General features: G+C 68.0%; 18 protein-coding genes and 1 pseudogene. 9 read left to right on the top strand and 10 right to left on the bottom strand.

Going from position 1 to position 21,330, the window contains the following annotated elements; all coding sequences use genetic code 11:
- Positions 1-17: 17 nt before the first annotated feature.
- From CLV01_RS08405 to CLV01_RS08390, 4 genes are all read right to left on the bottom strand, one after another.
- Complete coding sequence (locus CLV01_RS08405; protein WP_099734551.1) at positions 18-1,355, bottom strand: MmgE/PrpD family protein; 1,338 nt, start codon at positions 1,353-1,355, stop codon at positions 18-20.
- A 72-nt stretch (positions 1,356-1,427) separates the two neighbouring features.
- On the bottom strand, positions 1,428-3,530 hold the full coding sequence (locus CLV01_RS08400; protein WP_099734552.1) for an acetate--CoA ligase family protein: 2,103 nt from the start codon (positions 3,528-3,530) through the stop codon (positions 1,428-1,430).
- Positions 3,531-3,534: 4 nt separating this feature from the next.
- Positions 3,535-4,326, bottom strand: coding sequence for an enoyl-CoA hydratase/isomerase family protein (locus tag CLV01_RS08395; protein WP_099734553.1), 792 nt, complete (start codon positions 4,324-4,326; stop codon positions 3,535-3,537).
- A gap of 33 nt (positions 4,327-4,359) precedes the next feature.
- On the bottom strand, positions 4,360-5,337 hold the full coding sequence (locus tag CLV01_RS08390; RefSeq protein ID WP_099734554.1) for a tripartite tricarboxylate transporter substrate binding protein: 978 nt from the start codon (positions 5,335-5,337) through the stop codon (positions 4,360-4,362).
- A gap of 276 nt (positions 5,338-5,613) precedes the next feature.
- Between CLV01_RS08390 and CLV01_RS08385 the strand changes: the two genes are divergently transcribed.
- From CLV01_RS08385 to CLV01_RS08350, 8 genes and pseudogenes are all read left to right on the top strand, one after another.
- On the top strand, positions 5,614-6,402 hold the full coding sequence (locus CLV01_RS08385) for an IclR family transcriptional regulator (protein ID WP_099734555.1): 789 nt from the start codon (positions 5,614-5,616) through the stop codon (positions 6,400-6,402).
- A 186-nt stretch (positions 6,403-6,588) separates the two neighbouring features.
- A complete protein-coding gene (gene rpoH, locus CLV01_RS08380; RefSeq protein WP_012203622.1) occupies positions 6,589-7,533 on the top strand; it encodes an RNA polymerase sigma factor RpoH in 945 nt (314 codons plus the stop codon).
- 89 nt (positions 7,534-7,622) lie between these two features.
- Positions 7,623-8,614 (top strand): annotated as a pseudogene (locus tag CLV01_RS08375) (Bug family tripartite tricarboxylate transporter substrate binding protein).
- Positions 8,615-8,633: 19 nt separating this feature from the next.
- A complete protein-coding gene (locus tag CLV01_RS08370) occupies positions 8,634-9,380 on the top strand; it encodes a sterol desaturase family protein (RefSeq protein WP_099734557.1) in 747 nt (248 codons plus the stop codon).
- Positions 9,377-10,312 carry a fatty acid desaturase gene (locus tag CLV01_RS08365; protein ID WP_099734558.1) on the top strand — a complete coding sequence of 312 codons (936 nt, stop codon included), beginning with the start codon at positions 9,377-9,379 and terminating at the stop codon, positions 10,310-10,312. The genes CLV01_RS08370 and CLV01_RS08365 overlap by 4 nt, the downstream gene beginning before the upstream one ends.
- A 15-nt stretch (positions 10,313-10,327) precedes the next feature.
- Positions 10,328-12,280 (top strand): StlD/DarB family beta-ketosynthase, encoded by a 1,953-nt coding sequence (locus tag CLV01_RS08360; protein ID WP_099734559.1) that lies wholly within the window; start codon positions 10,328-10,330, stop codon positions 12,278-12,280.
- Complete coding sequence (locus tag CLV01_RS08355; protein WP_043824665.1) at positions 12,280-13,257, top strand: DUF6999 family protein; 978 nt, start codon at positions 12,280-12,282, stop codon at positions 13,255-13,257. The genes CLV01_RS08360 and CLV01_RS08355 overlap by 1 nt, the downstream gene beginning before the upstream one ends.
- 235 nt (positions 13,258-13,492) lie before the next feature.
- Positions 13,493-14,158, top strand: coding sequence for a Crp/Fnr family transcriptional regulator (locus tag CLV01_RS08350; protein ID WP_099734560.1), 666 nt, complete (start codon positions 13,493-13,495; stop codon positions 14,156-14,158).
- Positions 14,159-14,306: 148 nt separating this feature from the next.
- Here the strand turns inward: CLV01_RS08350 and CLV01_RS08345 are convergent, their stop codons facing one another.
- The 5 genes from CLV01_RS08345 to CLV01_RS08325 all read right to left on the bottom strand — a co-directional run bounded on the left by CLV01_RS08345 (position 14,307) and on the right by CLV01_RS08325 (position 20,066).
- Positions 14,307-16,067, bottom strand: coding sequence for a putative bifunctional diguanylate cyclase/phosphodiesterase (locus CLV01_RS08345; protein WP_257221236.1), 1,761 nt, complete (start codon positions 16,065-16,067; stop codon positions 14,307-14,309).
- 17 nt (positions 16,068-16,084) lie between these two features.
- Positions 16,085-17,662: a methyl-accepting chemotaxis protein gene (locus CLV01_RS08340; RefSeq protein ID WP_099734562.1), complete on the bottom strand. Its 1,578-nt coding sequence runs from the start codon at positions 17,660-17,662 to the stop codon at positions 16,085-16,087.
- Positions 17,663-17,823: 161 nt separating this feature from the next.
- On the bottom strand, positions 17,824-18,438 hold the full coding sequence (locus CLV01_RS08335; protein ID WP_034390671.1) for an SCO family protein: 615 nt from the start codon (positions 18,436-18,438) through the stop codon (positions 17,824-17,826).
- A 178-nt stretch (positions 18,439-18,616) separates the two neighbouring features.
- Positions 18,617-19,306 carry an SCO family protein gene (locus tag CLV01_RS08330; RefSeq protein WP_063328002.1) on the bottom strand — a complete coding sequence of 230 codons (690 nt, stop codon included), beginning with the start codon at positions 19,304-19,306 and terminating at the stop codon, positions 18,617-18,619.
- Positions 19,293-20,066 (bottom strand): SURF1 family protein, encoded by a 774-nt coding sequence (locus CLV01_RS08325; RefSeq protein ID WP_099734563.1) that lies wholly within the window; start codon positions 20,064-20,066, stop codon positions 19,293-19,295. Before CLV01_RS08325 ends, CLV01_RS08330 begins: the two co-directional genes overlap by 14 nt.
- 29 nt (positions 20,067-20,095) lie before the next feature.
- Between CLV01_RS08325 and CLV01_RS08320 the strand changes: the two genes are divergently transcribed.
- Positions 20,096-20,338: a twin transmembrane helix small protein gene (locus CLV01_RS08320; RefSeq protein ID WP_013803982.1), complete on the top strand. Its 243-nt coding sequence runs from the start codon at positions 20,096-20,098 to the stop codon at positions 20,336-20,338.
- Between the two features lie 70 nt (positions 20,339-20,408).
- Here the strand turns inward: CLV01_RS08320 and CLV01_RS08315 are convergent, their stop codons facing one another.
- Positions 20,409-21,290: a cytochrome c oxidase subunit 3 gene (locus CLV01_RS08315; RefSeq protein WP_012203607.1), complete on the bottom strand. Its 882-nt coding sequence runs from the start codon at positions 21,288-21,290 to the stop codon at positions 20,409-20,411.
- Between the last annotated feature and the right edge of the window lie 40 nt (positions 21,291-21,330).

Raw genomic sequence — 21,330 nt, 5'->3', positions numbered from 1 at the left:
CAAGCGATGCAGCCCTGTCAGGCCGCGAGGCCTGCAAGGCAGCCCGCCCGTTCAAGCTCCCAGATGTTGGAAAGCAGCTGCCGGGCACATCCCTCGCCGGCGACGGGCGCGGCAAGCTCGATGAACTTGTCCTCCAGCTCTCCATCCGACAGAGGCAGCTCGGGATCGCCCTTGCGGTCCGGCTGGAACCAGACATGGCGGCGGCCATCCCTGGTGACGATCTCCACGCGCGCCGATCTCTTGCCAGGGAAGGCCCGGTCGATTTGCGGGTCCACGGCCACCTGGACACGCCCAAGCATTGCGCGAACGGCGGGATCGGCCAGGCGCTCCGGGGTGTACGCCGAAAGCCGCACGCTGCCATGGACCAGGGCCGTGGCCACCACGAAACGAAGACTGAAGCGGGCTTCGTTTTCCGTCGCAGGATCGGTGTAGCAGGCGATATCCAGGGCCGGGCCATAGGTGGCCACGGCCACGCTGCAGATGTCGTCCGCCCGCAGGGCATGCTGGCTGCGCAAGGCCAGCGCGGCGTCGATGGCGGCGAACGCATGGCCGCAGCCGACGTGGTTCTTGAAGGTGAGCCGGGTGATGTGGAAGTCCCTGCCCAACGTCGCACCGATGTCTGACCAGTCGGGTCCGTCGCTGACTGCGCGGCCCAGGCCCAGCTCTCCATCCAGCACGTCCAGCGATCCCGTCACCCCCTGGTGCGCAAGCTGCGCGGCCAGCAGGCCGGCCTCCGCTGCGCGCCCGGCATGCAGGGGCTTGGACATCGAATCCATGCGAAATGCCTGCTGCAACCCGGCAGAGAAGGTGGCCGCCGTGGCCAGTGCATGGGCGAATTGCCCCGCATCCAGCCGCAGCGCATACCCTGCGGCCGCCGCTGCCCCGAAGACGCCCACGGTGCCGGTGTTGTGCCAGAAGCGGTAGTGGGCCCGGCCCAGGGTCACGCCGATGCGGGTGGAGACCTCATAGCCCAGCACCACGGCACGCAGGAAGTCCAGGCCACTGGCCCCTGCCTGCTGGCTTGCCGCCAGCGCCGCCGCAATGGTTGCGGCCCCGGGGTGGTACATGGCATCGCGGAAGCTGTCGTCCACCTCGGCAGCATGGGCCGCCGAACCGTTGAACAGTGCCGCCGCCCGCGCCGTGGCCATGCGGCCGTTTCCAAGCCGGCAGGAGCCGCGGTCCAGGTCCTCGGCAAGCACCTGCTCCAACTGTGCAAGAGGGGCCGCGCCCAGCCCCGGGAACAAAGCGGCATACCAGTCGATCACGGCACGCTTGGCATGGTGGATGACGGTTTCGGGAAGCTCGGTGCGGTGGTATTGAGCGGCAAACTGCCCGAACACTTCGGTCGCATGCATGTGTGGTCTCCTTGGCTTGGCCCTCAATGAGGCCGTCTTTTTTTTGGAAGAAATGTGCAGTACCTGGCACCCTCAGGCCAGAACCAGCACACCATCGGCAGCGCACACGCCCTGGCCCTGCGGCAGCACGAACACCGGGTTGATCTCCGCTTCGATCACGCGGTCGCCCAGCCGGGCGGCCATTGCAGAGAACGCGACGATGGCATGGGCCAGCGCATCGACATCGGCCCTGGGCCGGCCGCGAAAGCCGTCCAGCAGCGGCCAGGTCTTGAGCTCCCTGGCCATCTCCAGGGCGTCAGACAGGCTCAGCACCCCCAGCTGTGAGCCGTCGTCCGGCAGCAACCGCAGCGTGGTGTCCTGGAACAGCTCGGCCGTCACGCCTCCCATGCCCAGCATCACGGCGGTGCCCAGCGCATCCTTGTGCAGGCCAAGAATCAGCTCGGTGCCACCGGCCACCATCTGCTGCACCAGGAACCGGTCCGGGCGCACGCCCGCCCTGGCCTGCACGTCGGCCACCATTGCGCCCAACCGGGCACCTATGGTTTGCGCAGTCAGGCCGACGGCGACACCGCCGACATCGCTCTTGTGCGTGATCCGGGACGAAAGGATCTTGAGCACCACCCGGCCGCCCAGTTCGCGCGCGGCGGCTTCGGCCTCTTCGGCGGTGCGCACCACACGCTCGGCCGCGCACGGCACGCCGAAACGGCGGAAAACGGCCTTGGCCTGCGCTTCATCGAGGCAGCCGACGGGCAGGTCTTGGTCATGCAGTGAGCCTTTTCCTACGACCGGCTCGGCAGGCGCACCCTGGAAGCCGTTGACGCGCAGCATGCCCGCCAGCGCGGCGGTGCAGCTTTCCGCCGCAGCGAAGGCCGGCACGCCGCGTTGCGTGAGCAGCGCGCCGATTTCCGGCGCATGCGGGCTGACGTAGGCCAGCACCGGCTTGTCGGAGTGAGGCAGGCAGTCCTGGATGGCACCGGCCAGCAGCTCGGGCATGGCCAGGCTGGAGGAGCCGACGATGATCACCAGCGCGTCGTAGCTGGGGCTTGCCAGCAAGGCATTGATGGCGCCGCGCAGCAGGTCGGGACGCAGGCCCGCAAGGGTCACGTCGATGGGGTTGCGGTCCAGCACGGCCTCGCTGCCGGTCTGCAGCGCGCGCAGTGCGTCGGCCGTCGCCTGGTCAGGGGCCGGCGTGTCGAATCCGGCCACGCCCAGATCGTCCGACACCAGGGTGCCCGCACCGCCGGTGGACGTCAGGATGGCGATGCGCCTGCCGCGCAGCCTGCGGCCCGTGGCCAGCGCAGCGGGCACGTCCAGCAGGTCGGCAAAGCTGTGCGCACGGATCACGCCGACCTGGCGGAACAGCGCGTCGTACATGCGATCGGCTCCGGCCATGGCGCCCGTGTGCGATACGGCGGCCTTGGCGCCGGCCTCGGAGCGGCCGATCTTGAAGGCCACCACGGGCTTGCCGGCACGCGCGGCCTTCAGGCAGGCGGCACGGAACCTGGCGGGATGGCGCACCGTCTCCACATACAGCGCGATCACCTTGGTGGCCGGGTCATCGGCCAGGTGGTCTATGAAGTCGGCCAGTTCCAGATCCACTTCGTTGCTGGTGGAGATGAGCTTGGACAGGCCGATGCCACGCGCGGCGGCGCGCGACAGCAGCGAACCCAGGATGCCGCCGCTTTGCGAAACGACGCCGATGCCTCCGACGGGGAACTCCTCCATCTCCAGCGCGCCCGAGGGCGACAGCACGATCCGGTCGGTCAGGTTGACCAGCCCGATGGTGTTGGGGCCCAGCAGGCGCATGCTGCCGGCCGCCTCGATCAGTTGCCGCTGGCGGTGCGCCCCGTCCTCGCCCGTTTCCGTATAGCCGCTGGCCAGCACGATGGCTGCCGCGCAGCCCAGCGCCGACAGCTCCCTGACGGCCTGGTGCGCACGCTCGGCGCCCAGCAGCACCACGGCCACATCAGGCACTTCAGGCAGCGAGGCCACATCGGGATAGCAGGCCAGATCGCCGATGCGCTCCACGCGCGGATTGACGGGAAGAATGCGGCCGGCAAACCCGTGCTTTTGCAGGTAGGCCACCGGGCGGCCCGTGGTCTTTTTCAGGTCGGCAGAGGCGCCTATGACGGCAACGCTGCGCGGCGACAGCAGCTTGGCAATGGCTTCGCTCATGGCATCACTCCTTGCCGGCCGTCTTGGCCAGGAAGGCCTCCACCGATGCGCGGTGTTCACTGCTGGTGTAGCAGATGCCCTGGGCCTGGCTGCCCTGGGCGAAGACATCGTGCGAAGACAGCTCGAAGCTCTGGTTCAGGATGGTCTTGGTCAATGCCAGCGCGGTGGAAGAAGCCGAGGACAGCTCGCGCGCCCAGGCCTGGGCGTCTGCCACCAAGGTCTCGGCACTGGCCTGGCGGTCCACGATGCCCAGGGCCAGGGCTTCCGGCAGCTTGACCTGGCGGCCCGTGAAGATCAGCTCCTTGGCCTTGGCCAGGCCCACACGGCGCGGCAGGAAGTACATGCCCCCGCCGTCCGGGATGATGCCGCGCAGCACATAGCTCCACGCGAAGGTGGCCCATTCGCTGGCGATCACGAAGTCGCAGGCCAGCGCCGTGTCTGCCCCCAGTCCCGACGCTGCGCCGTTGACGGCGGCGATCACGGGCTTGGGCATGGTGTGCAGCAGGGCCTGGACATGGTGCACGCGCTGCTGGCGTTGCCAGCCGTTGAAGCCCACCTCGCCCGCGGGAGCATTCATGCGCCTTTGCATTCCGGCAATGTCACCGCCTGCGCAAAATCCCTTGCCCGCGCCTGTCAGCACCAGGGCCTTGATGGCCTTGTCTGCCGCCACGCGCTCCAGGGCATCGATGAACTCGGTGCGCATGTCGTCACTCATGGCGTTGCGCTTGTCGGGGCGGTTCAGGGTCAGGGTCGCCACCGCATCGGAGACATTCAGTTGGATCAGTTCGTAGTTCATGGCGTGCTTTGAAAGCGATCGCAGGCCGTGCGATCAATCGGGATGGATGTTGTTTTGCCTGACGATCTGCGCCCAGCGCTTTTCCTCGGCCTGCACATAGGTGTCCAGTTCCGCCGCGGGTCCGGCATTGACCATCAGGCCCTCGTGCTCCAGCTTGCGAACGAAGTCCGGCGAGCGGGCCGCCTTGCGGGCTGCGGCGTTCAGGCGATCGATCACGGCGGCGGGTGTGGCTGCCGGCGCGTACAGGCCGTACCAGCTCTCGACGCGGTAGCCCGGGACGGTGACGGCGATGGGTGGCACGTTCTTGAAGGCCGCAGACGGCTCGGCCGTGGTGACACCCAGCACGCGCAGCTTGCCGTTGTCGATGAAGGTGGATACCGCCGCCGCCGTGGCGAACATCATGTCCACCTGCCCGCCCATGAGATCGGTGAGCGCCGGGCCTGCGCCGCGGTAGGGCACATGGGTGAGCCTGACCTTGGCAAGGTTGGCAAACAGCTCACCCGCCAGATGCGCCGAAGTCCCGGCGCCCTGCGAGGCATAGGTCAGCTTGTCGGGACTGGCCTTGGCGGCGGCCATCACGTCCGCCACCGTCTTGTAGGGGCTGGCGGCGGGCACCACCAGCACGTTGGGGCCGCGGCCGATCAGGATCACCGGGGCAAAGGCCTTGTTGCTCCCGTACGGCAGCTTGGCCTGCAACGCCGGATTGACGGCGTGCGCGAACGAAGCCACGACCACGGAGTAACCGTCCGGCGCACTCTTGGCAACGTTGTCGGTGCCGATGATCGTGCCGGCACCGGGCTTGTTGTCCACGATGACGGGCTGGCCCAGGTCCTTGGCCATCTCGGCCCCCAGCGTGCGGGCGATCAGGTCCGTTCCACCGCCTGGCGCAAAGGGCACGACGAGGCGCACGGGCTTTTCAGGGAATGCTGCAGATGCTGCGCTGCAGACAGTCGCGAGCACGGCAATGAACGCAATGGCCCTTGCACAACGGCGGGCGGCGAAACTGGGCATGGTGTGTCTCCTGGTTCTATGGACAGAGGTCTGGTCACTGCGCCAGCGTTGCGATGACGCTGGCGACTGGCTTGTGAAAGCTTAGGGAAACGCACCGCGCTTGTGACCCCCCATATTCCAACCAGTGAAATTCCAAAGCGGGCGCGCCAGAGCCTGCGGCTGCATTTCCCTTGCATTCGGTGGAATACTTGGCTTCCATCAGGCGCCCGTACCCGGGCAGTAAGAACACAGCTTTCGACACCGGGGCAAGCGCGTCCTCCCACCAGCGGCAGCAGCATGACGAACAGGCGATCCCCCATCCTCCATGACAAGCCGGGACAGTCCCCGAGCAACCGCTCCCTGGAAAGAGGCGTCGAAATACTGCGTGCGTTCAGGCCCGGCTCGGAACTGCTGGGAAACAGCGACCTGGCGGAACGCACCGGCCTGTCCAAGGCCACGGTCACCCGGCTGACGCAGACCCTGGTGGGCTGCGGCATGCTGCAGGCCGACCAACCAAGCCGGGCCTTTCGCCTGGCCCCGGCGGTCCTGAGCCTGGCGCACGCCATGCGCACGGGCTCGACGGTGCTGTCGATTGCGGCGCCCCTGATGCGCACCCTCGCCGAGACACGCCGGATCAACGTGGGCCTGGCATGTCCCGACCGGGACGAGATGGTCTACCTGGAATCCATCCGCTACAACCGCCGGATCGTGCTCAGGCATGTGGTCTCGGGCCAGCGCGTTCCCATGGAACTGACGTCGCTGGGGCGCGCCTACCTGGCAGCGGCGCCAGCGGCCAGGCGCAAGGCCTTGCTCGACAGCTTCAGGCTCAAGAGGGGCGCCCAATGGCCTGCGCTGGAGCAGCAGATCCAGGCGGCGATCAAGTCCGTGAAAAGCCAAGGCTTCTGCGCCGCATCGTGGCAGCCGGAAGTGGTTGCACTGGCCACGCCGCTGGTGACACCCGATGCCATCTATGTCCTGAACTGCAGCGTCTCCACCACGGAGCCTTTGCCGGCCATCGTGCAGGAGCTGCACCCGGCCTTGCTGCAACTGGGCCGGCAGATTGAAAGCCTGCTGGAAAAACTGTAATGCTCTCCCAGCAATATGCGCCCACCGCTGGCAAGCAGGGTTTCCAAAAATCGCTCAGACTAGGCACAAACGACTTTTGGCACTCCAAAAATGAGTGCAACCGTCTGAAAAACCCACGGAACTTTGGCTTTAGCACTCGGTCATAACGAGTGCTAATATGAAGGAATGGAAGAAAGGAACTCTGCAATGACAAACGCCTCCGGCTCCATTGCGACCACCTTGGCACCCGCTAACCCCTGGGCCCTGGTGCCGCCTCTGGGCAATTTGGATGCCTACATTTCCGCGGTCAACCGCCTGCCCATGCTCACCCTTGAGGAAGAGCAGGACTACGCCCGCAAGCTCAAAGAACACAGCGATCTGGACGCCGCAGGGCGTCTGGTGATGTCCCACCTGCGCCTGGTGGTGTCCATCTCGCGCCAGTACCTGGGTTACGGCCTGCCGCACGGCGACCTGATCCAGGAAGGCAACGTGGGCCTGATGAAGGCCGTCAAGCGCTTCGACCCCGATCAGAACGTGCGCCTGGTGAGCTACGCCATGCACTGGATCAAGGCCGAGATCCACGAGTACATCCTGAAGAACTGGCGCATGGTCAAGGTCGCCACGACCAAGGCCCAGCGCAAGCTGTTCTTCAACCTGCGTTCCATGAAGCAGGGCCTGAAGTCTGACGCCGCCATGGCCGAGGACGGCGCCATGCTGCGTGACACGCTGACCTCGGGCGAGATCGACGCCGTGGCAGAGAAGCTCAACGTCAAGCGCGAAGAAGTCATGGAGATGGAAACGCGCCTGGCCGGTGGCGACGTGCTGCTGGACCCCTCGCCCAGCGACGATGGCGAGCAGGCCTTCGGCCCCATCGCCTACCTGGCCGATGGCGCACACGAACCCACGGCCATGATCGAGTCGCGCCAGCGCGACCACCTGGCCACCGACGGCATTGCCATGGCACTGGATTCGCTGGACGACCGCAGCCGCCGCATCGTCGAGGAGCGCTGGCTCAAGGTCAACGACGACGGCTCGGGCGGCATGACGCTGCATGAGCTGGCCGCCGTGTACGGTGTCAGCGCTGAGCGCATCCGCCAGATCGAGGTGGCTGCCATGAAGAAGATGAAGAAGGCCCTGGCCGAGTTCGCCTGATGGCCTGGGCTGACAGGCCGCTTCACGACAAACCCGGATAATCTCCGGGTTTTTTATTGCCCGCAGCCTTTGCGGCCCCCACGTACCCCATGCCCGCCAGCGCCATCTCGCCACTACGCCGCCTCTTCGCCAATGCCTTGGCCACCGCCTTGGCCTCGGCCCTGCTGCCTTGCGCTGCCGTGGCGGGCGACAACTGGCCCAGCAAGCCGCTGCACCTGATCGTCGGCTTTCCCGCAGGATCTTCCCCGGACCTCACGGCGCGCGCACTGGCCGAGCCGCTGGAAAAGCGCCTGGGCCAGCCCGTCGTCGTCGAGAACAAGGTGGGCGCCGGCGGCAACATCGCAGGCGAGCAGGTGGCCCGTGCGCGCGACGGCCATACCTTCAGCGTGATGATCAACGGCAACCTGACGATTGCCCGCCTGCTCAACCCCGCCGTGCGCTACGACCCTGTGAAGGACCTGCAGCCCGTCAGCCTGATCGGCGTGGCGCCCCTGGTGCTGGTGGCTCCGGCCGGCGCGCCCGAGGGCCGCGCCTTCCTGGAGGCCGCTGCACAGGCCGGCAGCCGCTGGAGCTACGGCTCCCCTGGCGTGGGCACGGTGGGCCACCTGGGCATGGAGCTGCTCAAGAGCCGCTCCGCGCTCAGGCCCGAACACATCCCCTACCCCGGCTATCCGCAGGTGTTCAACGCCATCCAGGGGGCGACCTGCAGCTGTCCATGCTGCCGCCCGCACTGGCCATGGCCCAGGTGCAGGCCGGCAAGCTGCGCGGCGTGGCCGTGACCTCGGCCGCGCGCAGCCCGCTGGCGCCGGGACTGCCCAGCCTCAAGGAGCTGGGCGTGGGGGATTTCGATCTGGAGATCTGGAACGCCGTGGCCGCGCCCAAGGCCATGCCCGCCGCCCATGTGCAGAAGCTGGCCGAAGCGGTCAGCGAGATCGTGCGCTCGCCCGAGATGCGTGCACGCCTGGCCGCCCAGGGCTGGCAGGCTGTCGGCAGCTCGCCCGAGGGCCTGGCCCTGCGCATACGCCAGGACGTGACGGCACTGGGCCGCATCATCCGCGAACAGGGAATCCACGCGCAATGACGTGCTCGATCACACTGCCATGACCGCTGCCCAAGCCTTCACCGAACTCAACGCCTGGCAGGTCATGGCCTGGGGCCTGCTCTTCTTCGGCGTGCTGTACACGGCCGGCGGCTGGGGCATGACGGCGCTCACGCGCTGGCTGCAGCGGCGCGGCGTGGGCCGCGTGCTGGACACGCGCCCGCTCAAGCCCGACCAGTTGCGCCGCGAATGGCGCCAGTCGCTGCATTCGGTGCTGATCTTCGGCATCGGCATGATCGTGCCCTGGGGCCTTCTGCAACTGGGTTGGGCGCGGCTGGAGCCCGATGCAGGCCCCTGGCGCATTGCCATCGAAATCGCGGTGCTGCTGATCTGGAACGATGTGCATTTCTGGATCAACCACCGCCTGCTGCATACGCGGCTGCTGGGGCGCTTTCATGGCGACCACCACCGCTCCATCGTCACCACGCCGTGGTCCACCTACAGCTTCCATCCCATCGAGGCGCTGATGCTGGGCAACGTCATCCTGCTGCCCATGGTGGTGCATGACTTCAGTTTCTGGTCGCTGGCCTCGGTGCCGGTACTCAGCCTGCTGCTGAACGTCATAGGCCACTCCAACTATGACTTCTTTCCCGGGGTGTCCGACACGCATGCGCTGGCCGCCAGCCGGCGCCACCATCTGCACCATGCCCGGCCCAATGGCAACTACGGCTTTGCGCTGGCCTTCATGGACCGGCTGATGCGCACGCGCGTGGCACTGCCCGCCACGGCCCGGCCCAGGACGGAATGAGCCGACCGCCTGCTCGCCACGTCCAGCCACGGCTGCCCCGGCTGCGCCACTGGCGCGACCTGCAGTCGCTGGCCTATCTGGTGGCGCTGCCGCTGATCGTGTGGTGGCAGTGGCAGCATGGCTGGAACCTGTGGCTCTACGGGATCGAGCTGTTCCTCACGCTGGGCGTGGGCGTCATCCACCACAACCACACGCATTTGCGCATGTGGCGCGGGCGCTGGGCCAACCGCATCACCGACTACTGGCTGACCCTGCTGCAGGGCCACCCGACCTTTGTGTTCTGGCCCGCCCATGTGGCCAACCACCACCGCTTCCGCCACGGCCCGCGCGACATGGCACGCACCTACCGCTTCGGCGGCGACCACAACCATCTGCTGGGCTACCTGCTCCACCCGCTGCAGGCCGGCTGGGTGCTGTACCCGCTGTTCCTGCGCTGGCTGGGCCAGCTGCGGCGGCATTGGCCCGGCGCCTTTCGCTACTGCATGGGCCAGTACCTGCTGTGGCTGGGCAGTTGGGCACTGCTGCTGTCGCTGGATTGGCAAAAGGCCTTGCTGCTGGTGATCGTTCCCCAGCTGCATGGCCTGCACTGGCTGCTGGCCACCAACTACCTGCAGCACGCCCATGCCGATGGCCGGCCGCTGACGCGCGGCCAGCGGCTGGACAGCGCCACGCCACTGAACTACGCGCGCAATTTCGAGGGCTGGGTCAATCCGCTGCTGTTCAACATCGGCCTGCACACGGCCCACCACGAGCGGCCCCAGGCCCACTGGTCCGAGCTCACGCGCCTGCACAGCGAACACTATCGCCAGCGCGTGGCACCTGCGCTCAACGAAGGCGGACTGCTACCCTACATGGCCCGCGTCTTCGTGCTCGGCACGGTCTGGCCGCCGGCGCGCACGCGTGCGCAAATGCCTCCCGGAACATACGACTGATACGACCCTGAACCCATGCCCGTCGCCTATTCCAACGTCTATCTGCATGCCGCAGGCATGTTCCTGCCCGGTGAACCCGTGGACAACGCAGGCATGGATGCCTACGTGGCGCCGCTCAACCGCCTGTCCGAGCGCCTCAAGCGCCGCATCCTGGCCGAGAACGGCATTGTCCAGCGCCACTACGCCATAGACGCCGAAGGCCGCACCGTCCACAGCAACACGGCCATGGCCGCCCAGGCCATCCATGACTGCCTGGCGCAGGCCGGGCGTGCGCTGGGCGATGTCGGCTTCCTGGCCAGCGGCTCGTCGGGCGGCGATGCGCTCATGCCCGGCTTTGCCAACATGATCCAGGGCGAGATGGCTGCGCCGCCCATGGAGACCCTGTCCGTGCACGGCGTCTGCGCCGCCAGCGTGGGCGCGCTGCAGGCGGCGGCCCAGGCCGTGGACCGCGCGCCCGACTCGCTGGCCCTGGCCGTGGCCAGCGAAATGCCCTCGCGCCTGTTCAAGCGCTCGCGCTTCGCGGCCCAGGGATACAACACGGATTTCGACGCCCACTTCCTGCGCTGGATGCTGTCCGATGGCGCGGGCGCCGTGCTGCTGGGCGGCCCGCAGGCCCTGCCCCAGGCGCCCGGCCTGCGCCTGAAGCTGCGCTGGACGCACCTGCGCAGCTTTGCGGGCGACTACCCGGTCTGCATGCAGCTGGGCCTGACGCCCGACCGCGCCACCAGCCACCTGGACTTTGCCGCCTGGGGCGATGCCGAGGCCGCAGGCGCGCTGTCGCTGCGCCAAGACATCCGCCTGCTGCCGCATCTGTTCGATGTCTGCATCCACGAATACGCCCACCTGGCGCACACGGGCTGGGTGCCCGAGCGCGGCATCGACCATTTCCTGTGCCACTACTCGTCCGAGCGCTTCATCCCCGTGGTCGATGAGCTGCTGGGCAAGGCCCAGCTCGGCATCCCGCGCGAGCGCTGGTGGAGCAACCTGGCCTGGCGTGGCAACACGGGCGCGGCCTCCATCTTCGTGATGCTGTCCGAGTTCCTGCGCACGGAATCGGCACGCCTGAAGCACGGCGACACCGTGCTGTGCTTCATTCCCGAATCGGGCCGCTTCACGGCCGGCTACATGCTGCTGGAAGTGGAGGATGCGGCCCAGGCACCCACCGCCACCCCGGCCACGGCCGCAGCACGCAGTGCCACCGCCGAAGCTCCCGCTGCTCCGGACCTGCTGCCCGATGTCTCCACCATCGCCCCGCCCCACGACCCGAACCAGGCCCCGGCCACGCTGGCGCCGCTGCTGACCGAACTGGCCAGCCTCTGGCAGGACTACCGCTCGCGCGTGTGGCGCACGCCGCTGCTGCAGCGCATACGCACAGGCAGGCTGCAGACGGCGGACTACGTGCGGTGGATGAGCCACTGGGTTCCCCAGGTGCGCGAGGGCAGCCTGTGGATGCGCGAGGGCGCGGCCTCGCTGACCGGCGAACATGCGGCGCTGGCTGCGCTGATCGACGTGCATGCGGGCGAGGAGCAGAACGACTTCCGCATCCTGCACGAGGACTACCTCAAGGCCGGCGGCACCGAGACCGACCTCACCCGCCTGCGCCGCAACCCCGGCGGCGAGGCGCTCAACGCCTACCTGCACGGCCTGGCCGCCACGCCCAATCCGGTCGGCCTGCTGGGCGCCATCTACATCATCGAAGGCACGGGCCAGCGCATCGTGCCCAGCCTGCTGCCGCTGCTGCGCGCCAGCCTGCCGCTGCCGCCCGATGCCTTCCGCTTCCTGGAATACCACGGCGCCAACGACGAACACCACCTGGAGCGCTGGCTCATGGCCGTGCAGATGGTGATGGCGCTGGACGACACAGACAGTGCCGGGGGCACGGCGGCGCAGGCCATCGTGCGCACCGCGCGCCACACGGCGGCGCTGTACCTGATGCAGTTCGAGCATGTCCTGCCCGAGGAGCACTGATGCAACCACCAGACTTCATCGAACCGCCCCACGACGAGCGCGACCCCAGCCCCTGGCGCGCGCTGTACCTGGACCAGAGCACGCCGCTGCCCGACGACGTCAAGGCCGCCTGGCTGCGTGACTGCAGCAGCGGCTCGCGCCAGTACCTGCTGCCCTTCCTGCGGCCACTTGCACGCACCAGCATCGTGCTCATCCAGATCCTCAAGGTGCTGCTGCCGCGCAATTGGGCGCACTCCAGGCTGCTGCACCGGCTGCTGGCCTTCAGCATGAACCGCTTCGTCTCGCCCGAGGCCAACTGGCTCATCCTGCGCCATTTCCACCTGGGCTCGCAGATCCTGGCCTTTGTCGCGGCCAATGCGCCCACGCCCGTGTCCACCACACCGCTGGAGCCGGACAGCATCGACGACATCAAGGACGACCTGTTCCTCAGGCACGACCTGAACCTGTTCAACTTCGTCATCCGCCTGAACAACGCGCTGCGCGCCGCAGGCCAGGAACTGCAGCCCGTGGCCGAGCCCGACTTCGCCATGCTGCGCAACCCGCCCCTGCGCCTTGAGGACATGCCGCGCGGGCGCCTGAACCTGCTGGACCTGCAAAGCGCCATCGAGGTCTACACGCCCGTCTACCAGCTGCTGCTGACCGACAACGACTTCTGGCGCGCCAGCAACTCGCTGCAGCTGGACGAGACCGTGGCCATCTATGCGGCCAAGATCCTCGCCTCGCCCGAGCATCTGGTCATGCTCAACAACAAGCACCCGCTGGTGCCGCTGTCCACCCTGCGGGCCGGCCACCGCCTGGTGCTGCACGGCCTGTCCACCGAAATGCTGCACTGCCTGCTGATGAAGGTCGCCAGCGGCGACATCCCGCTGCCAGCCCGCGAGCTGGCACGCATGCGCGAGGCGGCCCGCGCCCACGGCAGTGGCAGCAGTGACAGCAGTGGGAGCGCCAACAACGCCGACAGCACCGCCGCCGTCTGACCCAGGTCAAGAAACAGCGGCAGATGGCCGCCATCCCGCGCGAAACGCGTTACATCGCGTTGCATTCAACGGTATAGCCCGCTAGCCTGCACGGCTTCTCCCGGGGCGCGCCGCCCGGGTCCACTGCCGGTGCCCTGGGTGGCTGTCTGCCCGTCCGGGCTGCGGCGCATCCTAGCTTGCGTGCCCCATGCCATCGTCGTCCTCCACGCCTTCAGCGGTTCGCTGCAGCGAATGCATGCGTTCGTCCCATTGCCTGCTGGGCCAATTGCCCGAGCCCGCATTCCAGCAATGGCTGCCGCACATCCGCGAACGCGGCCTGGCCAAGGGCCAGAAGCTCCAGGCGCAGGGCAGCGTCGCCCATGAATTCCAGGTGATCAAGATCGGCTTCGTCCTGGCCATCCGCCGTGGCGGCGACGGCGTGCAGCGGCCCGTGGCACTGTTCGGCAACGGCCACGCACTGGGCAGCGCGGGCTGGCTGCAGCAGCCCTCGGCCATGCACTTCGAGGCTTTGGGCCCGGGGCGCATCTGCTGCGTGGACATCGCCACCATCACGCGCCGCGGCCTGGTCGATGCCGCCTTCGTGCGCGCGCTGGCCACCAGCTACACCCGCAACAACGCCCTGCTGGCGGAATGGGCCCACATCGTCCGCATCCCCGGCGTGCTGCGCCAGTTGGCCGCCACCCTGATGCAACTGGCCGCGCTGCAGTCAAGCATGCTCGTGCGCCTGCCCAGCCAGGGCGCACTGGCCGCCCTGCTGGCCACCACGCGCGAAACCATCGCGCGCAGCCTTGTGCGCCTGGTGCAACTGGGCGCGCTGGAGCGGCCCGACCGATGGCACTGCGTGCTGCAGCCTGCGGTGTTGTTGAAGATCAGTGGGGGTGGGGTGAAGGAGGTGGAGTGAAGGAGGTGGGGTGCGAGGGGCGTGGCGGTTGATCGGGCGGACCGGAAGGCTTGCCGACCTGTTGCAACATCAAGCGCCAGGTTTGGCAGAACCGCCGCCCCTGCTCACCATCGCTGCCCTCCCATCGCCACAGTCCGCAGTTTGATGCTCAAGCGCCTCTTGCCTCTTCCTCCTGCTGCGCCAGCAAGGTCGCCACGGGCTTGTGAATCAGCGCGGGGATCTGCTCGGCCGGCATCGCGCGGGCGAAGAGCCAGCCCTGGTAGGCGTCGCAGTCCAGGATGCGCAGCAGGCGCAGCTGCTCGGCGGTTTCCACGCCTTCGGCAACCACCTGCAGGCCCAGGGTGCGGGCCAGCGCGATCACGGCCTTGACGATCTTGGCGTCGGCCGGGCTGTCGAGCATGGGGCCGATGAAGGTGCGGTCTATCTTCACGCGCGAGACGGGCAGATCGCGCAGGTGGGCCAGCGAGGAGTAGCCGGTGCCGAAATCGTCCAGCACCACGCAGACGCCGGCCGCCAGCAGGCTGCCCAGCAGCTCGCGCGCCTGCAGAGGGTCGGTCATGGCGGCGGACTCGGTGACCTCCAGCTCCAGCAGGTGCGGCGGCACGCCATGCCGGGCCAGGCTGGCCATGAGGCGCTGCTGCAGGTCGGCCTGGCGCAGTTGCTGGGCCGAGAGGTTGACCGCCACGCGCAGCGGCATGCCTGCGCGCAGCCAGTCGCCGGCCTGGCGGCAGGCAGCATCGATCACCCATTCCCCCAGGGCCAGGATCAGGCCCGTGGATTCGGCCACGGGCACGAAGCGTTCGGGCGAGACCCAGCCCATCTGCTCGTCGTTCCAGCGCAGCAGGGCTTCCACGCCCTGGACCTGGCCGCCCAGCACCTGCACCTGGGGCTGGAAGTGCAGGCTCAGCAGACCCCGGTCCAGGGCACGCTTGAGGCGTTCGTGCAGCAGCACTTTCTCGGCCATGGCCTCGCCCATGGCGCTGGCATAGCGCGCATAGGACGAGCGGCTGCGCTGCTTGGCGTCGTACATGGCCATGTCGGCATAGCGCATGAGGGTGGCCGCATCGCCCGCGTCCTGCGGATAGAAGGCTGCGCCCACGCTGGCACCGAAGTTCAGCGCGTAGTGGCCTATGGTGCAGGGCCGGCACAGCTCGTGCAGCAGCGCGTCGATGCGCTGGCGCAGATCGGGCTCGTTGCAGGGCTGCAGCAGGGCGGTGAACTCGTCACCGCCCATGCGCGCCAGCGTGGCCGAGCCGCCCAGCGCGACCTGCAGGCGGCGCGCCACCTCCTTGAGGACCTGGTCGCCCACGTCGTGGCCATAACCGTCGTTGATGGCCTTGAAGTTGTCGAGGTCGAGCAGCAGCAGCGCAAAGGACGCGGGGCCGGCGCCCGATTCAGACTGCGCCTGCGCTTGCGAGATCGCCTGTTCCACCTGCAGCCCGAACTGCCAGCGGTTGAGCAGGCCGGTCAACGTGTCGTGGGTGGCGTGGTAGTGCATGCAGGCTTCCATCTGGCGCAGCTGCGACAGGTCGCGCACGAAGGCCACGGCCACGCCGCTGCCGTGCGGCGAGTGGCCCAGGGCGATGTCCACCGACAGGCGCTTGCCGTCCTTACGCAGCAGCCACAGATCGCGCCCCTGGCCCATGGGCCGGCGCGCGGGCTGGGCGAAGTAGGACTGCAGTTGCGGCCCGTGGGCCGCCTGCGCCTCGGCCGGCAGCAGCATGTGCAGCGAGTGGCCCAGCAATTCGGCGGCGCCATAGCCGCTCATGGCCTGCATGGCGGGATTGGCCAGCAGGATGCGGCCGCTGCGGTCCACAAGCAGGATGCCGTCGGGCGCGGCCTCCATGGCCACGCGCTTGAGGTCTTCGTCCAGCGCCTCGCCCGGTGCGGCGGGATCGCAGGCAACCATGCTCCAGCCCGCCGCCATCATGCGGACGCCCCGTTGCCGTGAAAGACCGATGCCGCAGCCTCCAGCGCCTGCGCCTGTCCGGCCAGCAGCTGTGCGTGCCCGATGGTGTCGCGCGCCAGGGCGGCATTGTGCTGGGTCATCTGTTCGAGCTGCTGCACGGCGGCCTGCACCTGCTGCACGCCACCGGCCTGGGCCTGGCTGGCGGCCTGCATGCCTTCGGCCAGCACCAGTTGCTCGCGCATATCGGCCTGCACGGCCAGCATGGCCTCGCCCACTTCACGCGCCATGGCGCAGCTTTGCGCCACCTGCTGCTGCGATGCCTCGATCAACGCCTTGATCTGCCGCGCGGCGTGGGCGCTGCGCTGGGACAGGCCGCGCACCTCGTCGGCCACCACGGCAAAGCCCTTGCCGTGTTCCCCCGCGCGTGCCGCCTCCACGGCGGCGTTGAGCGCCAGCAGGTTGGTCTGGAAGGCGATACCGTCGATGAGCGAGCTGATCTGCCCCACCTGGTCGCTGGTCTGGGCCACTCCGCGCATGCCCTGGTCCAGTTGCACGACCATGCGGCTGCTCTGCCCTGCCATGTCCACGCCGTGCCGCGCGCGGGCGGCGGCCTCGCCGGCCTGGGCGCTGCTGCGCTCGATGGCGCTGGCCAGGGCCTGCATGGCCTGGGCCGACTGCTCCAGGCTTGCGGCCGCGGCCTCGGTGCGGTCGCTCAGTTCGGTACTGCCCTGCTGCACGGCCAGCGCGCAGCGGCGCACCTGGTCGCTCTTGCCCTGGATGTCGCCGACCAGGGAGACCAGGTTGAGCCCGGTCTGCCGCACGGCGCTGCCGATGGCACCGATCTCGTCCGTGCGCTGCAGGAACCGTGCATCGGTCTGCTGCCCGCTGGCCACGGCCTGGGCCTGACCGCGCAGCGCCGCCAGGGGCATGAGCAGCCGGCTGCGCAGCCATTGCCCGGCCGCCACGCAGGCCAGGCTCCAGATCAGCCAGGCCGGCCAGACCTGCGCCAGCGGCACGGCCGATGCCTGCAGCACGGAAGACCACAGCCCGGCCGACCCCAGCAGCCACAGGCCGGCCACCACGGCCTGCACGCGCCAGGCCAGTGGCCGAAAGCGCCACCACCGCTGCAGTGCGCCCACGGCGCCACGCCCCACGGGAAAGCCCCGGTGCAGGCCAAGCGAGCGCCCGCCGGCATTGATCTGTTCATAGAGCGCCGCATGCTGCTGCACCTCGCGCGGCTCGGGCCGGGTGCGCACGGACAGGTAGCCGACCACGGCGCCCGCATGGCGTATGGGACTGGCGTTGGCGCGCACCCAGTAGTGGTCGCCGTTCTTGCGCCGGTTCTTGACCAGGGCGCTCCAGGGCAGCCCGCGCTGGATGGTGGACCACATGTCGGCAAAGGCGGCGGCCGGCATGTCGGGATGGCGCACGATGCTGTGGGCCTTGCCGTAGAGCTCGGCGGCCTCGAAGCCGCTGACGCGGATGAAGGCATCGTTGGCATAGACGATGCGCCCCTTCAGGTCGGTGACGGAAAGAAGCGTCTCTCCTTCGCTCAGAGGGTACTCACGCTGGGTGACGTACACGTTTCGCCGCATGGATCAGGTCTCTCGGAGATGGGTGGGGCGTCGGCATGACACCCCCAGGCGGGGCCCACTCTAAGCAGTCCTGAGGCGATGCACATCAGGGATGGTGTGCTGCAGCGCACCTAAACGCAGTCAATGTGACGGGGGTCACATTGATTGCAGCGCGCGCAGGATCAGGAACGTTTTTCCTGCAGCAGGGCCTTGACGTCGGCGCCCAGCACCTGCGGGCCGCCGCCGTATCGCTCATACACGCGCAGGCGGCCGGCCGTGTCATAGACATAGCTGCCGGCCGAATGGTCCAGCGTGTAGGTGCCTTCGGTCTTGCCGGGCACTTTCTTGTAGAAGAGCTTGAAGTCCTTGGCCACGGCCGCCGTCTCGTCCGGCGTGCCGTGCAGGCCGACGAAGCCGGGGTCGAAGTTGCCCAGGTAGGCCTTGAGCACCTCGGGCGTGTCGCGCTCGGGATCCAGGGTGACGAAGACGCCCTGCAGCCTGTCGCCATCGGCGCCCAGTTGCTGCTTGACCTCGACCAGCTCCTGCAGGGTGGTGGGGCAGACATCGGGGCATTGCGTGTAGCCGAAGAAGACCACGACGACCTTGCCCGCAAAGTCCTTGATGCTGCGCTGCTTGCCGTCCACATCGCGCAGGGGAATGTCCTTGGCGTATTCGGCGCCCGTGACATCGACACCCTGGAAACTGGTCTTTGCCTCGCGCGAGCATCCGCTCAGCGCCAGGGCGCCCCATGCCATGGCGGTCAAGCCCAGAACGCGCAGCGCTGTCCGTTTGTTCATGCTTCCTCAACAAGGTAGTTGCCGCAGGCTGCGTGGCCGCAAAGGCTGCGCGCCGGCCCGGGCTGGAAAGGGAAAAGGCGAAAGCGTCCGCTGAAGGCGCTTTCGCACAGCCGCAAACCATAACCCATAACCGCAAGACCCCGGCGCTGCGGGGCCTGCCGGGGCCTACTGGCCAGCCTTACTCGCCATCGCCCGGGCGCCCTGCCGTGTCCCAGGAAGCCGATGCACGCAGCAGCCGGTCCAGGTCGCGCTTGGCCTTGCCGGCATCGGCCATGCCCAGGCCTGCGGGCATGCGCATCATCCAGTGGCCCTGCGGGTCCACCACGTACAGGTGGTCCTGCAGCGCATGGCCGGGCGCCGGCTGCAGCCAGCCGCGCAGCACGGCCTCGGGCACGCGCAGCACCGTGGCCTGGGCCAGCGCGGGGCGCAGGTGCGCGGGCACGGGTGCGTCGTCGGAGATGAGCCAGACCCGGTCCAGCCGGTCCTTTTCGCGGCCCAGGGTTTCGCGCAGCTGGCGCTGCAGATAGAGATGGCTTTCGCAGGCGCTGCCGCAGGCCCCGCCCGCCACGCTGAGAAGCAGCCACTGGCCCTTGAGCGACTGCAGCGGCAGCGGCGCGCCGTCCAGCGTGGTGGCCGTGGCCGAAGGCAGGGCCGGCTGGGCGGCGATCAGCTCGCCAAAGCTGCGCTGCTGGCCAGGCCGCAGCACGTAGTAGGTGAAATAGGAGGCCACCACGGGCGCGGCGCAGACCGCGAACACGGCCAGCATCTTCCAGCGGCCGCTGCGCGTGCGCTGCGCGCCTGCAAGGCCCGGCTGCAAGGGTGGCAGGCCATGGACGGTCATCTCCAGGGGAGTCTCAGGAGCGGGCATGGCGCGGGCGGACAAAGCGTCGGACGATTTGGAACCAGACATACAAAAGCGTGATCAGGGCCGCAAGTCCAAACCATTGGAACGCATAGCCATGGTGTTTCTCGACACCGGCCGTCACAACGGGCCAGTCGCGCCGCAGGCCTTCGCTGGCTTCGCCGGTCTGCAGCAGGCTCCATTCGCGCAGCGGCAGCCCGGAGGCCACGGCCCATTCGGCAATGTCCACATTCTGTCGGATGCGCGACTTTTGCCCATCAGGGTCTGCCCCTGCACGGCCGAATTCGTAGAGCCGGGACGGCGCGGCCTCCATGCGCCCCTCAACGGTCACCAGGCCTTCGGGCGTCTGCACCTCGGGCAAGGCCGTGCGGTCCAGAAAGTTGCGCGGCACCCAGCCGCGCTGCACGGCAATCACCACATCCTCATGCGGCGCGGCCAGCCGCAGCGGCGTGAGCACAAAGAAGCCCGGCTGGCCCTTCATCTGGCGGTTGTCCAGGTACAGCGACTGCCCGGCAATCCAGTGGCCCTGCAGTCGCACGGGCCGGTGCAGCCAGGGCGCCGCCTCGGTGTTCAGGGCAGCACCGGGTTGCATGGGCGCCAGTTGCGCGTTGTCCAACGGCGGCAGGCCCTGCTGGCGCTGCACGGCATCGAACAATTGCTGCTTGTAGGCCGCGCGCTGCAGTTGCCAGCGGCCCAGGGACAGTGTGATGGCCACGCCGATCAGCGCGGCCAAGGTGATCAGTACAAACCGCCAGCGGTCTGGCATTCTGGAAACACGCACCGGATAATCCACCCATGAAATTCGTGATCGTTCTCGCCCTGCTGGCCATTGTCGCCAGTCTGGGCAGCGCCTTGTTCTTCATGATGCGCCGCAATCCCGAAGACCAGGAGGGTCCGGGCGACGACAGGCGCCGCAGCCGCGCCATGTTCCGCGCACTGGCGCTGCGCGTGGGCCTGTCCATCACGCTGTTCCTGTGCGTGCTGCTGGCGGCCAAGCTGGGCTACATCCATCCCACCGGCTGGACCGCCGGGCAATAGACAAGCCCCCTGCCCCCGCAAACAAAAAGAAGCGCCCAGGCGCTTCTTTTTGCATGGGGCGGGCAGACCCTCACATCCAGTACACAAGGACGTAGAGGAACAGCCAGACCACGTCCACGAAGTGCCAGTACCAGGCCGCGCCCTCGAAGCCGAAATGCCGCTCGGAGGTGAAGTGCCCCGCATGCAGGCGCATGGTGATGAAGAACAGCATCAGCATGCCCACGAAGACGTGGAAGCCGTGGAATCCCGTGAGAAGGAAGAAGGTCGAGCCGAACACGCCCGAGGACAGCTTGAGGTTCAGCTCGGTGTACAGGTGGTAGTACTCGTAGCCCTGCACGCACAGGAAGACGAAGCCCAGGACCACCGTCATCCACATGAAGGCGATGGTGCGGGCGCGGTGGCCGGCCTGCAGCGCATGGTGGGCGATGGTCAGCGTCACGCCCGAGGTCAGCAGCAGCGCCGTGTTGATGGTGGGCAGCCAGAACGGGCCCACGGTCTGGAAGGGCTCGACGCTGTTGGCCGGCGAGGCCGTGGCACCGGCCGCCATGCTGGGCCAGACGGCCTTGAAGTCGGGCCACAGCAAGGCGTTGTCCAGGCTGCCCAGCGCGGGCACCGAATGCGAGCGCGCCCACCACAGGGCGGTGAAGAAGGCGCCGAAGAACATCACCTCGGAGAAGATGAACCAGCTCATGCTCCAGCGGAAGGACAGGTCGATCTTGCGCCCGTACTTGCCCGACTCGCTTTCATGCGCGGCTTCCCGGAACCAGAAAAAGAGCACGGCCAGCCACCAGACCAGGCCAAGGCCCAGGCTGTACATGCCCCATTCATGCCCATTGATCCAGTTGCCCGCGCCCAGGATCACGAAGAACAGCCCCGCCGCCGCCATGACGGGGTGGCTGGACTCGGCCGGCACGTAGTAGTAAGGCGTTTTGCCGTGGGTGGTTGCACTCATTGCTCAGCTCCTGAAATTCTTGGTTCTCGGTTTCCCGTCT

Origin of the sequence: Delftia sp. 60, from assembly GCF_002754395.1 — a bacterium.
Taxonomy (GTDB): domain Bacteria; phylum Pseudomonadota; class Gammaproteobacteria; order Burkholderiales; family Burkholderiaceae_C; genus Comamonas; species Comamonas acidovorans.
Note: the sequence above shows the minus strand (reverse complement) of the source record. Positions and strands in the feature narration are given on the sequence as shown.

Coding starts and splice junctions, on each gene's coding strand:
- CLV01_RS08405 (WP_099734551.1), bottom strand. CDS start 1,355: ATGCATGCGACCGAAGTGTTCGGGCAGTTTGCCGCTCAATACCACCGC.
- CLV01_RS08400 (WP_099734552.1), bottom strand. CDS start 3,530: ATGAGCGAAGCCATTGCCAAGCTGCTGTCGCCGCGCAGCGTTGCCGTC.
- CLV01_RS08395 (WP_099734553.1), bottom strand. CDS start 4,326: ATGAACTACGAACTGATCCAACTGAATGTCTCCGATGCGGTGGCGACC.
- CLV01_RS08390 (WP_099734554.1), bottom strand. CDS start 5,337: ATGCCCAGTTTCGCCGCCCGCCGTTGTGCAAGGGCCATTGCGTTCATT.
- CLV01_RS08385 (WP_099734555.1), top strand. CDS start 5,614: ATGACGAACAGGCGATCCCCCATCCTCCATGACAAGCCGGGACAGTCC.
- rpoH (WP_012203622.1), top strand. CDS start 6,589: ATGACAAACGCCTCCGGCTCCATTGCGACCACCTTGGCACCCGCTAAC.
- CLV01_RS08370 (WP_099734557.1), top strand. CDS start 8,634: ATGACCGCTGCCCAAGCCTTCACCGAACTCAACGCCTGGCAGGTCATG.
- CLV01_RS08365 (WP_099734558.1), top strand. CDS start 9,377: ATGAGCCGACCGCCTGCTCGCCACGTCCAGCCACGGCTGCCCCGGCTG.
- CLV01_RS08360 (WP_099734559.1), top strand. CDS start 10,328: ATGCCCGTCGCCTATTCCAACGTCTATCTGCATGCCGCAGGCATGTTC.
- CLV01_RS08355 (WP_043824665.1), top strand. CDS start 12,280: ATGCAACCACCAGACTTCATCGAACCGCCCCACGACGAGCGCGACCCC.
- CLV01_RS08350 (WP_099734560.1), top strand. CDS start 13,493: ATGCGTTCGTCCCATTGCCTGCTGGGCCAATTGCCCGAGCCCGCATTC.
- CLV01_RS08345 (WP_257221236.1), bottom strand. CDS start 16,067: ATGGTTGCCTGCGATCCCGCCGCACCGGGCGAGGCGCTGGACGAAGAC.
- CLV01_RS08340 (WP_099734562.1), bottom strand. CDS start 17,662: ATGCGGCGAAACGTGTACGTCACCCAGCGTGAGTACCCTCTGAGCGAA.
- CLV01_RS08335 (WP_034390671.1), bottom strand. CDS start 18,438: ATGAACAAACGGACAGCGCTGCGCGTTCTGGGCTTGACCGCCATGGCA.
- CLV01_RS08330 (WP_063328002.1), bottom strand. CDS start 19,306: ATGCCCGCTCCTGAGACTCCCCTGGAGATGACCGTCCATGGCCTGCCA.
- CLV01_RS08325 (WP_099734563.1), bottom strand. CDS start 20,066: ATGCCAGACCGCTGGCGGTTTGTACTGATCACCTTGGCCGCGCTGATC.
- CLV01_RS08320 (WP_013803982.1), top strand. CDS start 20,096: ATGAAATTCGTGATCGTTCTCGCCCTGCTGGCCATTGTCGCCAGTCTG.
- CLV01_RS08315 (WP_012203607.1), bottom strand. CDS start 21,290: ATGAGTGCAACCACCCACGGCAAAACGCCTTACTACTACGTGCCGGCC.